Annotated in this window: 12 protein-coding genes; 7 read left to right on the top strand and 5 right to left on the bottom strand. The window is 73.2% G+C overall.

Annotated elements, in window-relative coordinates:
- The first annotated feature begins 95 nt into the window (after window positions 1-95).
- Together ACFY4A_RS00060 and ACFY4A_RS00055 are read left to right on the top strand one after the other, a co-directional pair.
- Entirely contained in the window at window positions 96-1,100 is a 1,005-nt protein-coding gene (locus tag ACFY4A_RS00060; RefSeq protein ID WP_390827129.1) for a LacI family DNA-binding transcriptional regulator, read from the top strand.
- Window positions 1,101-1,214: 114 nt separating this feature from the next.
- Window positions 1,215-2,117 (top strand): ribokinase, encoded by a 903-nt coding sequence (locus tag ACFY4A_RS00055; RefSeq protein ID WP_390827128.1) that lies wholly within the window; start codon window positions 1,215-1,217, stop codon window positions 2,115-2,117.
- 22 nt (window positions 2,118-2,139) lie between these two features.
- Here ACFY4A_RS00055 and ACFY4A_RS00050 read toward each other — a convergent pair whose 3' ends face one another.
- Genes ACFY4A_RS00050 through ACFY4A_RS00035 form a run of 4 tightly spaced genes read right to left on the bottom strand, consistent with a single transcriptional unit; the run spans window position 2,140 to window position 5,849 of the window.
- On the bottom strand, window positions 2,140-2,712 hold the full coding sequence (locus ACFY4A_RS00050; protein ID WP_390827127.1) for a hypothetical protein: 573 nt from the start codon (window positions 2,710-2,712) through the stop codon (window positions 2,140-2,142).
- A 4-nt stretch (window positions 2,713-2,716) separates the two neighbouring features.
- The gene (locus ACFY4A_RS00045) at window positions 2,717-3,553 is read right to left on the bottom strand and encodes a sugar phosphate isomerase/epimerase family protein (RefSeq protein ID WP_390827126.1); all 837 of its coding nucleotides are present in this window, start codon (window positions 3,551-3,553) and stop codon (window positions 2,717-2,719) included.
- Window positions 3,550-4,701: a dihydrodipicolinate synthase family protein gene (locus tag ACFY4A_RS00040; RefSeq protein WP_390827125.1), complete on the bottom strand. Its 1,152-nt coding sequence runs from the start codon at window positions 4,699-4,701 to the stop codon at window positions 3,550-3,552. The genes ACFY4A_RS00045 and ACFY4A_RS00040 overlap by 4 nt, the downstream gene beginning before the upstream one ends.
- On the bottom strand, window positions 4,698-5,849 hold the full coding sequence (locus ACFY4A_RS00035; RefSeq protein WP_390827124.1) for a Gfo/Idh/MocA family protein: 1,152 nt from the start codon (window positions 5,847-5,849) through the stop codon (window positions 4,698-4,700). The genes ACFY4A_RS00040 and ACFY4A_RS00035 overlap by 4 nt, the downstream gene beginning before the upstream one ends.
- A gap of 290 nt (window positions 5,850-6,139) precedes the next feature.
- Here ACFY4A_RS00035 and ACFY4A_RS00030 point away from each other — a divergent pair, with 290 nt between their 5' ends.
- The 3 genes from ACFY4A_RS00030 (at window position 6,140) to ACFY4A_RS00020 (ending at window position 9,269) form a co-directional block, all read left to right on the top strand.
- The gene (locus tag ACFY4A_RS00030) at window positions 6,140-7,189 is read left to right on the top strand and encodes a LacI family DNA-binding transcriptional regulator (protein ID WP_390827122.1); all 1,050 of its coding nucleotides are present in this window, start codon (window positions 6,140-6,142) and stop codon (window positions 7,187-7,189) included.
- Between the two features lie 315 nt (window positions 7,190-7,504).
- Entirely contained in the window at window positions 7,505-8,437 is a 933-nt protein-coding gene (locus ACFY4A_RS00025) for a GNAT family N-acetyltransferase (RefSeq protein WP_390827121.1), read from the top strand.
- A gap of 31 nt (window positions 8,438-8,468) precedes the next feature.
- Window positions 8,469-9,269 carry a sugar phosphate isomerase/epimerase family protein gene (locus tag ACFY4A_RS00020; RefSeq protein ID WP_390827120.1) on the top strand — a complete coding sequence of 267 codons (801 nt, stop codon included), beginning with the start codon at window positions 8,469-8,471 and terminating at the stop codon, window positions 9,267-9,269.
- Window positions 9,270-9,300: 31 nt separating this feature from the next.
- Here ACFY4A_RS00020 and ACFY4A_RS00015 read toward each other — a convergent pair whose 3' ends face one another.
- Window positions 9,301-10,245, bottom strand: a complete 945-nt coding sequence (locus ACFY4A_RS00015) for an EamA family transporter (RefSeq protein ID WP_390827119.1) — start codon at window positions 10,243-10,245, stop codon at window positions 9,301-9,303.
- A 96-nt stretch (window positions 10,246-10,341) separates the two neighbouring features.
- Between ACFY4A_RS00015 and ACFY4A_RS00010 the strand changes: the two genes are divergently transcribed.
- The gene (locus ACFY4A_RS00010; protein ID WP_390827118.1) at window positions 10,342-11,259 is read left to right on the top strand and encodes a LysR family transcriptional regulator; all 918 of its coding nucleotides are present in this window, start codon (window positions 10,342-10,344) and stop codon (window positions 11,257-11,259) included.
- 329 nt (window positions 11,260-11,588) lie between these two features.
- The gene (locus ACFY4A_RS00005; RefSeq protein WP_390827117.1) at window positions 11,589-13,418 is read left to right on the top strand and encodes a glycoside hydrolase family 3 protein; all 1,830 of its coding nucleotides are present in this window, start codon (window positions 11,589-11,591) and stop codon (window positions 13,416-13,418) included.
- The last annotated feature ends 91 nt before the right edge of the window (window positions 13,419-13,509 follow it).

Below are 13,509 nucleotides of genomic sequence, written 5' to 3'. Positions count from 1 at the left end.
CCGAAGCGCAACGATCCGGCAACGGACCTTGCGGCCGGTTGTGTAATCGTTTCCAATCGCTGATGTAATCGATTCCACGAGGAGGTGGAAGGGCGATGGCGAGCATCAAGGACGTCGCCGCCGCGGCCGGCGTGTCCGTCGCCACGGTCTCGCGCGTCCTGAACGAGCACCCGTCGGTCAGCGCCGACGCACGCGCACGCGTGCTGGCCGCCGTCGAGACACTGGGATACCGCCCGAACGCCGTCGCCCGGTCCCTGCGCACCCACCGGACCCGCACCCTGGGCCTGGTCATCAGCGACGTGCTCAACCCGTACTTCACCGCACTGGCCCGCTCCGTCGAGGAGGAGGCCCGCGCCCTCGGCCACAGCGTGATCATCGGCAACGCCGACGAGCGGCCCGCCCTCCAGGACCACCACGTACGGACCCTGCTCGACCGCCGCATCGACGGCCTCCTGGTCTCCCCCACCGACGGCGGCTCCCCGCTGATGCTGGACGCCGCGCGCGCGGGCACGCCGATGGTGTTCGTGGACCGGTGGATCGAGGGCGTGGACGTGCCCGTGGTCCGCTCGGACGGGCGGGCGGCCGTACGGGATCTCGTCGCCCACCTGTACGGGCTCGGCCACCGGCGGCTCGCGATCATCGCGGGTCCCGCGGCCACCACCACCGGCCGTGAGCGCGTCGAGGCGTTCCGCGAGGCACTGGCCGCCCACGGCGTCCCGCTCCCGGACGCGTACGTCGGCCGGGGCGACTTCAAGGCCGGGAGCGGCCGGCGGGTCACCGAGGGCTTCCTCGGCCTGCCCGTGCCTCCCGAGGCCGTCTTCGCCGCCGACAACCTGATGGCGCTGGGCGCGCTGGACGCCATCCGCGCGCGCGGGCTGCGGGTGCCCGACGACATCGCGCTGGCCGCGTTCGACGACATCCCGTGGTTCCCGCACACCGACCCGCCGATCACCGCGATCGCCCAGCCCACCGGCGAGTTGGGGCGGGCCGCCGTACGCGCCCTGGTCGACCGCATAGGGGGGCGGCCCGCGCGGTCCGTCACTCTGCCCGCACGGCTGGTCGTACGCCGCTCCTGCGGCGAGCCGGGGGCGGCGCCGTGACGGACGGCCCGGCGCCGGCGACCTGACCACCACCGGCGCCCGGAATGGCCGGTATCCACCGGCCGGCCCCGGCCGACCACCCTCGTGAATCACCCCCGTGAGGAGAAAGCACACATGTACGACTACGACCTCCTGGTCGTGGGGTCGGCCAACGCCGACCTGGTGATCGGTGTCGAGCGGCGGCCCGCCGCCGGGGAGACGGTGCTCGGTTCCGATCTGAGCGTCCACCCCGGCGGCAAGGGCGCCAACCAGGCCGCGGCCGCCGCCCGGCTCGGGGCCCGGACGGCCCTGCTGGCCCGGGTCGGCGACGACGCCCACGGCCGGCTGCTGCTCGACTCCCAGCGCGCGGCCGGGGTCGACCTGGCGGGCGTGCTGGTGGGCGGGGCGCCGACCGGGGTCGCGCTGATCACGGTGGACCCGTCCGGGGACAACAGCATCGTGGTCTCGCCGGGTGCCAACGGCCGGCTCACCCCGGAGGACGTCCGCGCGGCCGGCGCCCTCCTGCGCGCCTCCCGGGTGGTCTCGGCGCAACTGGAGATCCCGCTGGAGACGGTCGTGGAGGTGGTGCGGAACCTGACGGCGGGAAGCCGCTTCGTGCTGAACCCGTCGCCGCCGCGCCCCCTGCCGCAGGAACTCCTGAAGGCCTGCGACCCGCTGATCGTGAACGAGCACGAGGCGAGGGTGATCCTGGGCGGCTCCGAGGCGGGCGACACCCCCGAGAGCTGGGCGCGCGACCTGCTGGCCCTCGGCCCGCGTTCGGTGGTGATCACCCTGGGCGGCGAGGGCGCGCTGGTGGCGTCCGCCGACGGGGTCGCCCGGGTCCCGTCCGTGAAGGTGGACGCCGTGGACACCACGGGCGCGGGCGACGCGTTCACCGCGGCGCTGGCCTGGCGGCTGGGCGCGGGCGCGTCCCTGGAGGAGGCCGCGGCCTACGCCTCCCGGGTCGGCGCGCTCGCCGTCACCCGGCGGGGCGCGCAGGAGTCCTATCCCACGGCGGCGGAGGTCGACGCCTTGTGAAACAGGCGGGCATCCCCAGCTGTCAGGAGCTCTCGGGGTTTTCCTCATCATCCCGCGGCGGCCGTGCGGCCTGCCGGGCCTCTGCCACCGCCGCACATGTCGCGCGGGCCGACCAGGGCCGCTGGAGGGCCAGTCGTCCGGCCACGGAGCCCAGCCAGGCCGGGTCGCCGAACAGGTGTGCCTCGCCTGCCTGAGCGGTCTGTCTCAGCAATTCTTCAAACAGCACGAGTTCGGTGCCACCGTAGAAGCGGGGGTGCCGGTCGAAGCGGGCCACCCAATCCTCGTAGGGGTGTCGCAGTGTCATGTGCAGATAACCGCTGCCCCGCCCCCTCCAGGGGCCCGGCAGGCCGCCGAGCATTCCCATCGGGGAGTAGTTTCCCTTCCTCGGGTACTTGGCGCCCAGGGTGAAGAACATCCCCGGCATGACCCTGGGCCATGGGATCAGATGTCCCTCCGAGTCCGGCTCGTGCTGGTACAGCCCGTCCGCGCGGAGTTCGACCCAGTGGCCTTTCGGCCCGCAGGAGTCTCCCACCACCCAGCGGCCGTCGGTCAGTTCCAACGGCCCCAGGGACGTTCTCCTGTCCTTCTCCGTCATACGGTCATTGGATCACGTGCGTTAGGAACCGGTCCGCCGTTTCCGCCAGCACGTCCCGTCCGTCGCACGCCCACAAGTCCTCGTTGAACAGCTCGACTTCGATGAGACCCGTGTAGCCGGCCGCCTCCACGTACCGCTTCCACTCCCGCATGTCGATCGAGCCGTCGCCGATCTGACCGCGGCCGTTGAGCACACCCTCGGGCAGCGGGGTGGTCCAGTCGGCGAGCTGGAAGGTGTGGATGCGGCCGCCCGCGCCCGCCCGGGCGATCTGCTCGGGAGCGGTGTCGTCCCACCAGATGTGGTACGTGTCGACGGTGACGCCGACCTGCTGGGCGGGGAAGCGCTCGGCGAGGTCGAGCGCCTGGGCGAGGGTGGAGACCACGCAGCGGTCGGCGGCGTACATGGGGTGCAGCGGTTCGATGGCCAGGCGGACCCCGCGCTCGGCCGCGTACGGGCCGAGGACGGCGAGGGCGTCCGCGATGCGCTCACGGGCCCCGTGCAGGTCCTTGCTGCCGGCGGGCAGTCCGCCGGAGACCAGCACCAGCGTGTCCGTGCCGAGCATCGCGGCCTCGTCGATCGCCGCGTGGTTGTCGCCCAGTGCCTCGGCCCGCTCGACCGGGTCGATCGCCGTGAGGAAGCCGCCCCGGCACAGGGTGGTGACGGTGAGGCCCGCGTCCCGTACGAGCTTGGCGGCGGCCTCCACCCCGTACGCCTGGACCGGTTCGCGCCACAGGCCCACGCCCGGCACACCCAACTCCAGGCAGCTGTCCACCAGTTCCGGCAGTGACAGCTGCTTGACCGTCATCTGGTTGATGGAGAAGCGTTCCAGACCCGTGCTCATTGGTTCACCCCGTACAGCGACAGCAGGTTCTTCATCCGCTCCTCGGCGAGCCGCGGATCCGGGAACAGGCCGAGTCCGTCGGCGAGTTCGTAGGCGCGGGCGAGGTGCGGCAGGGAGCGGGCCGACTGGAGGCCGCCGACCATCGTGAAGTGCGTCTGGTGCCCGGCGAGCCAGGCCAGGAACACCACGCCCGTCTTGTAGAAGCGGGTGGGGGCCTGGAAGAGGTGCCGGGACAGCTCGACCGTGGGGTCGAGCAGGCCGCGGAAGCCCTTGACGTCCCCGGCGTCCAGGACCCGTACCGCCTCGGCCGCCAGCGGTCCGAGCGGGTCGAAGATGCCGAGCAGCGCGTGGCTGAAGCCCTCCTCGTCGCCGGCGATCAGCTCCGGGTAGTTGAAGTCGTCGCCGGTGTAGCAGCGCACGCCCTGCGGCAGGCGGCGGCGCAGGTCGATCTCCCGCTGGGCGTCCAGCAGCGAGATCTTCACTCCGTCGACCTTGTCGGGGTGGGCGGCGATGACCTCGAGGAAGGTGCCGGTGGCCGCGTCCAGGTCGGCCGAACCCCAGTAGCCCTCCAGCGCAGGGTCGAACATGGGGCCGAGCCAGTGCAGGATCACCGGCTCGGTGGCCTGGCGCAGCAGGTGGCCGTAGATCTCCAGGTACTCCTCCGGGCCCTTCGCCGTGGCCGCCAGGGCGCGCGAGGCCATCAGGATCGCCTGGGCGCCCGCCTCCTCCACGACGGCGAGCTGTTCTTCGTACGCGGCCCGGATCTGCGCGAGCGAGCCGTCGGTGAGCTGGTCGGTGCCGACGCCGCAGGCGATCCGCCCGCCGGCGCCGCGGGCCTCGGCCGCGGACCGGCGGATCAGTTCGGCCGCGCCCGCCCAGTCCAGGCCCATGCCGCGCTGCGCGGTGTCCATGGCCTCGGCGACGCCGAGCCCGTGGGCCCACAGGTGGCGGCGGAAGGCGAGGGTGGCGTCCCAGTCGACGGCGGCGGGCGAGTCGGGAGACACATCGGCGAACGGGTCGGCGACGACGTGCGCAGCCGAGAAGACCGTACGGGAGGTGAAGGGCGTGCCCGGGGCCGGGGCGAGCGGCTCGGTGCGGGGCTCGTAGGTCCGCAGCGCCCCGCCCGCGCCGGGCAGTCGGATGGTCACGGCTGGATCTCCGGTACGTCCAGGCGGCGGCCCTCGGCCGAGGACTTCAGGCCCAGTTCGGCGAGCTGGACACCACGGGCGCCGGCGAGCAGGTCCCAGTGGTAGGGGGCGTCGGCGTACACGTGCTTGAGGAACAGCTCCCACTGGGCCTTGAAGCCGTTGTCGAAGTCCTGGTTGTCGGGCACCTCCTGCCACTGATCGCGGAAGGCCTCGGTGGCGGGGATGTCGGGGTTCCAGACCGGCTTGGGGGTGGCGGAGCGGTGCTGGACGCGGCAGTTGCGCAGACCGGCGACGGCCGACCCCTCGGTGCCGTCCACCTGGAACTCGACCAACTCGTCGCGGTTGACGCGGACCGCCCAGGAGGAGTTGATCTGGGCGATCACGCCGCCCTCGAGCTCGAAGACGCCGTAGGCGGCGTCGTCGGCGGTGGCGGCGTAGGGCTTGCCGTTCTCGTCCCAGCGCTGGGGGATGTGGGTGGCGGCGAGGGCCTGTACGGAGGTCACCCGGCCGAACAGCTCGTGCAGCACGTACTCCCAGTGCGGGAACATGTCGACGACGATGCCGCCGCCGTCCTCGGCGCGGTAGTTCCAGGACGGGCGCTGGGCGTCCTGCCAGTCGCCCTCGAAGACCCAGTAGCCGAACTCGCCGCGCACGGACAGGATCCGGCCGAAGAAGCCGCCGTCGATCAGCCGCTTCAGCTTGAGCAGGCCGGGCAGGAAGATCTTGTCCTGGACGACGCCGTGCTTGATGCCGGCCTCGCGGGCGAGCCGGGCGAGCTCCAGGGCGCCCTCCAGGCCGGTGGCGGTGGGCTTCTCGGTGTAGACGTGCTTGCCGGCGGCGATCGCCCTTTTGATCGCCTCCTCGCGGGCCGAGGTGACCTGCGCGTCGAAGTAGATGTCGACGGCCGGGTCGGCGAGGACCGCCTCCAGGTCGGTCGAGACGTGTTCCAGGCCGTGCTTCTCGGCGAGCGCCCTCAGCGCGTGCTCGCGCCGGCCGACCAGGACCAGTTCCGGCCACAGCACGGTGCCGTCGCCGAGGTCGAGTCCGCCCTGCTCGCGCAGGGCGAGGATCGAGCGGACCAGATGCTGGCGGTACCCCATCCGCCCGGTCACACCGTTCATGGCGATCCGCACCGTCTTGCGTGTCACGTCAGCCCCTTCGTACGCGGTCCACGCGCCGCGTACGCCCCCGTGGTCGCACTGGTGAGCGTTGCAGCAAGCGCTTTCTATGCACAGAGAAGCTAGCCTCTGGACAGCGGTCCGGACAAGAGCGTGTCCAGGACGTGGTTGTTCGAGGCGGCGTACCGGCGGGCCGGGTGGCCGTAAGGTCTGCACGACACCCCCTGGCCGGCCGCATCCCCGCGGCGGGCCGCGGGTGGGCACGTACCGGCTGAGCACGGCACGTACGACGACGACATGCGCGACCGGAGGACGACGAGATGACGGTGACCCTGGCGGACGTGGCGGCCCGCGCACAGGTCTCTCCCGCGACGGTGTCGCGCGTGCTGAACGGCAACTACCCGGTCGCCGCGTCCACCCGGGAGCGGGTGCTGAAGGCGGTCGACGAGCTGGACTACGTGCTCAACGGCCCCGCGAGCTCGCTCGCCGCCGCGACCTCCGACCTGGTCGGCATCCTGGTGAACGACATCGCCGACCCCTTCTTCGGGATCATGGCCAGCGCCATCCAGTCGGAGATCGGCGGCCCCGGAGGCCGGGCCGGCGGGGAGCGGCTGGCGGTGGTGTGCAACACGGGCGGCTCACCGGACCGCGAGCTGACCTACCTGACCCTGCTGCAACGGCAGCGGGCGGCGGCGGTGGTGCTGACCGGCGGGGCCGTGGAGGACGCTCCGCACGCGGCGGCGGTCTCGGCGAAGCTGCGCAAGCTGGCCGACGCCGGGACGCGTGTGGTGCTGTGCGGACGGCCGCCGGTGCCCGGCACCCAGGCGATCGCGCTGGCCTTCGACAACAGGGGCGGCGCACGGCGGTTGACGGAACATCTGATCGCGCTGGGCCACCGGCGGCTCGGCTACATCGCGGGCCCCGAGGAGCGGACGACCACCCGCCACCGCCTGGAGGGCCACCGGGAGGCGCTGGCGGCTGCGGACATCGAGGACGACCCCCGCCGGACGGTGTACGGCCGGTACGACCGCTCGTCCGGCCACGAGGCCACCCAGGAACTGCTGCGCCGCGACCCGTCCCTGACGGCGGTCGTCGCCGCGAACGACTCCGTCGCGCTGGGCGCCTGCGCCGCGCTGCGCGAGTCCGGTCTGCGCATCCCCCAGGACGTCTCGGTGGTGGGCTTCGACGACCTGCCCTTCAGCGTCGACACGGTCCCCGCCCTCACCACGGTCCGGCTGCCCCTGGCGGAGGCGGGTGCGCGCGCGGGCCGCATCGCGACGGGCCGCGAGGAGCCGCCGCCCGGAGGGGTCGCGACCGTCACGGGGGAGCTGATGGTGCGCGGGTCCACGGGGGCACCGCGCGAGGCATGACGCATCACGCGGATCCACAGGAGCACCGTGCGAGACATAACCGCATCACGCGGATCCACAGGAGCACCGTGCGAGACATAACCGCATCACGCGGATCCACAGGAGCACCGCGCGAGACATAACCGCATCACGCGGGCCCACAGGAGCAGCGCGCGAGACGTGAGGCGGGGCGGGCCGGGTGACCGCGCCCGTGGACGGACGGTCGCCGCCGGTCTAGCCTCGGACCGAGCGGTTTCTCTGACTGAGTCAAACATCCGTGTCCGCCCGGCGGCGGAACCGCGCCCGCCGCCCACCCCCTCACCCACGGGGCCCGCCATGACCGTCCAGGACATCCGCGCCTTCAACCGCTTCTACACCAACGCCATCGGCGCCCTCGACTACGGCCGCCACCTCTACGCCCCCTACACGCTCACCGAGTCACGGGTGCTCTACGAGCTCGCGCACGCGCCCCGGACCGACGCGGCCGACCTGCGGGCCGAACTCTCGCTGGACGCCGGGTACCTGAGCCGGATCCTCAACAAGTTCGAGCGGGAGGGACTGGTCGAGCGCGGGCCGTCCGAGCGTGATCCGCGGCGGCGGAGCATCACCCTCACCCCGCACGGCAGGGAGGCCGCCGGCCTGCTGGAGGAGCGGGCGCGGGAGTCCGTGGGCCGGCTGCTGCTCTCCGTGCCGCCGGCGGACCGGCCGCGACTGGCGGACGCGATGCGCACCGTCCGGGAGATCCTGTCCGAGGAGCGGGCACCCCGGCCGCAGGACGTCGTGCTGCGCGGGCCCGGACCCGGCGACCTGGGCTGGATCGTGCAGCGCAACGGCGCGGTGTACGCCGCCGAGTACGGCTGGAACGCCGACTACGAGGGCCTCGTGGCGAGGATCGTCGCCGACTTCGCCGAGGACCATGACCCGGACCTGGAGCGGGTGTGGATCGCCGAGCTCGACGGACGGCCGGTGGGGTGCGTGATGTGCGTACGGGACGAGGCCCCGGCCACCGCCCGGCTGCGGCTGCTGCTCGTCGGGCCCGAGGCGCGCGGACTGGGCATCGGCGACCGGCTGGTGCGGACGGTCGTCGACTTCGCGCGCGGGGCCGGCTACCGGGACCTGGTGCTGTGGACCAACGACGTGCTCGGCGGTGCCCGCCGCATCTACCAGCGGCACGGCTTCGTCCTGGTCGCCGAGCAGCCGCACCGCTCCTTCGGCAAGGATCTGGTGGGCCAGGACTGGCGGCTGAATCTGTCCGAACCGGGCGCATGACGTGGCGAGACGACGAGTAGGGTTCGTGCCCATGAAGCTCGCCTTCTCCACTCTGGGTGTGCCCGGTGTGCCCGTACCCGACGTGGTCCGGCTCGCCGCCGCACACGGTTACCACGGCGTCGAGCTGCGCGCCCACCCCGAGGAGCCGGTGCACCCCGGGCTCGGTGCCGGTGAACGGGCCGAGGTGGCCGCCGCGTTCGAGGCGGGCGGGGTCGAGATCCTGGGGCTCGCGGGGTACGCGCGGGTCGCAGCGCCCGGCGACGACGCGGCCGTGGTACGCGAGATCCGTGAACTCCTGCGGCTTGCCGGGGACTTGGGCGCTTCCTTCGTACGGGTGTTTCCCGGCGCGGATCCGCACCGGCCGCAGCAGGAGGGCGACGCCGTCGCCGCCCGGCGGCTGGCGGCCGTCGCCGGGTACGGCGCCGACCTCGGCGTCCGCGTCCTGCTCGAGACCCACGACTCGCACCGCACGGGCGCGGACGTCCTGCGCGTCCTCGGTCCGGTCGGCCACCGCCAGGTCGGCGCCCTGTGGGACGTGATGCACACCTGGCTGGGCGGCGAGCAGCCCTCGGACACCTTCGCCGCCCTCTCCCCGTACCTCGGCTACGTCCAGGTCAAGGACATCGCCTCGGCCGACGACACGACGCCCCTCCCCCTGGGCGCGGGTGTCCTGCCGCTCGCCGAGTGCGTGGAGGTCCTCGCCCGCCACGGCTGGGACGGCTGGCTGTGCTGGGAGTACGAGAAGCGCTGGTACGAGACCGCGGCACCGCTGCCGGACCTGCTCGGTCCGGGGCGGGAGCACCTGGGCCGGCTGCTGACCGAGTCGGCCTGAGCTCCGCCGGGCCGGGCGGCCACCGTCGCGCTCACCGCGGCCGCCCGACGGGGTGCGACGGCGCAAGGCCTTCGGCGTGGACGGCGCTCTCCAGGACCGGAACGGACGGCTGCTCGCGGCGGCGGCCCGGCGCCAGGGAGGTCAGCGCCACCCCGCCCACCAGCAGCGCCGCCGCGCACCAGCGCAGGGCGCTCACCGATTCACCGAGGAAGAGCGCCGCCGAGGACATGCCGAAGACCGGGACCAGCAGCGAGAACGGCGCGACCGTGGAGGCCGGGTGGCGGCGCAGCAGCCAGCCCCAGGCGCCGAAGCCGAAGACCGTGGTGATCCAGGCGACGTAGAGGACGGTGCCCGTGCCCTGCCAGTCCAGGGCGCGCAGCGCGGCCAGGTCCCGGGAGGAGCCCTCCAGCAGCAGCGACAGGCCGAGCAGCGGCAGGACCGGGACCGTGCTCACCCAGACCATGAAGTTCAGCGCGTCCGGGGACGCCGCCTTGCGGGTCAGGACGTTGGAGACGCCCCAGCAGGCCGCCGCGGCGACGACGAGCGCGAAGGCCCCGAGAGGGCCCGCGGTGCCCTCGTCCACGGCCGCGACGCCGATGCCGGCGAGCGCCACGCCCATGCCCAGCACCCGTACGCCCGAGGGCCGTTCGCCCAGCACCAGGAAGGCGAACAGGGCCGTGAACACCGCCTGGATCTGGAGCACCAGGGAGGAGAGCCCGGCGGGCATCCCGGCGTCCATCCCGACGAACAGCAGCCCGAACTTGGCGACGCCGAGCACCAGCCCCACCGCCACGATCCACTTCCACGCCACCTTCGGCCGGCCCACCAGGAAGACGGCGGGGACCGCGGCCGCCAGGAAGCGCAGGGCCGAGAAGAGCAGGGGCGGGAAGTGGCCGAGACCGACCTCGATGACGGTGAAGTTGACGCCCCAGACGGCGGCGACGAGGACGGCGAGCAGGACATGGACGGGTCGCATGTACTGAGGATCACTTCCGCGGACCGTGAAGCACCAGCGATGATTGCTGCACCATTGCGTGAAGCATCACTAACCGGTCGGCCCGTCGGAGGAACCGTGCTCGATCTCCAGCGTCTGCGCGCCCTGCACGCCGTCTCCGTGCACGGCACCGTCGGGGCGGCCGCCACCGTGCTCGGATACACCTCGTCGGCGGTGTCGCAGCAGATCGCCAAGCTGGAGCGGGAGACCAGGACCGTCCTGCTGGAGCGCGAGGGGCGCGGGGTGCGGCTCACCGACGAGGCACACCAACTGGTGGCCGCCGCCGGGGAGTTGCTGGCGATCGTGGAGCGCGCCGAGACCGAGCTGGAGGAGCGGCGGGGGGTGCCCGCCGGGCGGCTGCTGGTGGCGGCGTTCGCCTCGGCGGCGCGCGGGCTCATGCCCCGCGTCCTGGCGGATCTGGCCCACCGGCACCCGGCCCTGGACGCCCGGCTCAGCGAGGTCGACCCGCACCTGTCGGTGGACCTGGTCGCCAAGGGCGCCGTCGACCTGGCCGTCGCGCACGACTGGGACATCGCCCCGCTGCCCGCGCCGGCCGGGGTGGAACAGGCGGTCATCGGGGACGACCTGTGCGACCTGCTGGTGCCGGCCGGGCACCCGTTCGCGGGGCGGACGGCGGTACGGCGCGAGGAGCTGGGCGGCGAGCGGTGGATCTGCCAGCCGCCGGGCCGGGTCTGCAGCGACTGGCTGCTGCGCACCCTGCGCGCCGCCGGACACGAGCCGGACGTGGTCCACCAGGCCGACGAGAACCCGACCCTGGTCGCCCTGGTCGCCGCGGGCCTGGGCGTCGCGCTGATCCCGCGCCTGGGCCGGGGCCCGCTGCCCGAGGGGGTCGTGGAGGTGCCGCTGGACCCCATGCCCGTACGGCGGTTGTACGCGCTGTGGCGCACGGGCGCCGCGCGCCGGCCGGCCATCGCGGAGACGGTCCGCACCCTGCGGGAGCACTGGCCCGCGGTGTCCGCCCACACGCCCCGCTGAACCGCCGCGGCCACACCCGCACCGACGTGCGGGAATCCGCTCCCGGCCGGGAACCCGGCCCCGCCCCCGCCCGTCCAACCGGCGAGCTGCCGGAGAGTCCGCGCGGTGCGGTGTCGGCCTCGCCGACGGCTGCGATCGCCGACCACCCTCTCCTCCGCACCGCGGCCGGCAGCCCGCCGCCGTCGGCGCGCCCCCTCCGGCAGCGCCGGCGGCGGCTCTCACCGGTTCCTGTGCACTCCCTTGACTGGCAGAAACTTCCCGGATATTGGTGACTCCTCGGAAGTTTCCTTCAGTGGTCCTCCAGCCGATCTCCTCCGGAAGGGGCGCACGTGCACGACACCAGCACGGGAACCACCGCACTTCCCTCCAGACGTACCGTCCTCGCCGCCACCGCCGGCATCACCGCCGCCCTGGCGGTCCAGGGCACCGGCACCGCCCACGCCGCCTCTTACAACGACAAGAAGCTGCATGCCCTCATCTCCCGGATGACGCTCGAGGAGAAGGTCGGCCAGCTCTTCGTGACGCGGGTCTACGGCCACTCGGCCACCGCCCCGACGCAGGCCGACATCGACGCCAACCTCAAGGAGATCGGCGTCCGCACGGCAGCCGAGCTGATCGCCAAGTACCGGGTCGGCGGCATCATCTACTTCGCCTGGGCCCACAACACCCAGAACCCGCACCAGATAGCCGACCTGTCCAACGGGATCCAGCAGGCCTCCCTCGGGCAGCCGCGCGGCCTGCCCATGCTCGTCGCCACCGACCAGGAGCACGGCATCGTCTGCCGCGTGGGCAAGCCCGCGACCCTCTTCCCGGGCGCCATGGCGATCGGCGCGGGCGGCTCGCCCGCCGACGCCCACACCCTGGGCCGTATCTCCGGTGCGGAGCTGCGCGCCCTCGGCATCAACCAGGACTACTCCCCCGACGCCGACGTGAACGTCAACCCGGCCAACCCGGTCATCGGCGTACGGTCCTTCGGCGCCGACCCGGACGCGGTGGCGAGGCTGGTGGCCGCGGAGGTGAAGGGCTACCAGAGCTCACGGGTGGCGGCGACCGCCAAGCACTTCCCCGGGCACGGGGACACGGTCGACGACAGCCACGCCAAGCTCCCCTACATCCACCACACCCGCGAGCAGTGGGAGCAGCTGGACGCGCCGCCGTTCCGGGCCGCGATCGCCGCCGGCATCGACTCGATCATGACGGCCCACATCGTCGTCCCGGCGCTGGACGACTCCGACGACCCGGCCACCCTCTCCCACCCGATCCTCACCGGCATCCTGCGCGGCCGACTCGGCTACGACGGGGTCGTGGTGACCGACTCGCTCGGCATGGAGGGCGTGCGCACCAAGTACGGCGACAACCGGGTGCCGGTGCTCGCGCTGAAGGCGGGCGTGGACCAGCTGCTCAACCCGCCCTCGCTGGACGTGGCCTGGAACGCGGTGCTGAACGCGGTGCGCGACGGCGAGCTGACCGAGGCACGGCTGGACGAATCGATCCTGCGCATTCTGCGGCTGAAGGCGAAGCTGGGACTGCTCGAGGACCCCTACGTCAGCCAGGCGGACGTCGACCGCGTCGTGGGCATCGGCACCCACCTGGCGGCGGCCGACCGCATCGCCGAGCGCACCACCACCCTGCTGGCCAACGAGGGCCGCCTGCTGCCGCTGTCCCGCCGCAGCCACAGCAAGCTGCTCGTCGTCGGCGCCGACCCCGCCTCCCCGTCGGGCACCACGGGCCCGCCCACCGGAGTGCTCGCCGCCGCCCTCACCGAACTCGGCTTCCAGGCCACGGCGTTGTCGACCGGCACCGCCCCGTCGGCGGCGACCGTCGACAAGGCGGTGGCCGCGGCACAGGACGCGGACGCGGTGGTGGTCGGGACGTACAACGTCACGGCGAGCAGCTCCCAGAGGACGCTGGTGGAACGGCTCGTCGCCACCGGCCGCCCGGTGATCGCGGTGGCGATCCGCAACCCTTACGACATCGCCCAACTGCCGACCGTACCGGCCTACTTGGCGGCCTACTCCTGGACGGACGTGGAACTGCGCGCCGCCGCACGGGTGATCGCGGGCCAGGTGAGGCCGCGCGGCAAGCTCCCGGTGCCGGTCCAGCGGGCGGACGACCCGGCGCAGGTCCTGTACCCCATCGGGTACGGCCTGTCGTACTAGGGCGTGTTTCGAAAGTAGCGCCGTCCGCCCGGAGGGCGGGCCCCGCGGCGTCTGGTGCGGTGCATCGCAAGGCGGAGGGTCGTCCGCGTAC

This window comes from Streptomyces sp. NPDC001292 (assembly GCF_042896465.1).
GTDB lineage: Bacteria > Actinomycetota > Actinomycetes > Streptomycetales > Streptomycetaceae > Streptomyces.
The sequence above is the reverse complement of the archived record's forward strand: the minus strand, read 5'-3'. Positions and strand labels throughout refer to the sequence as shown.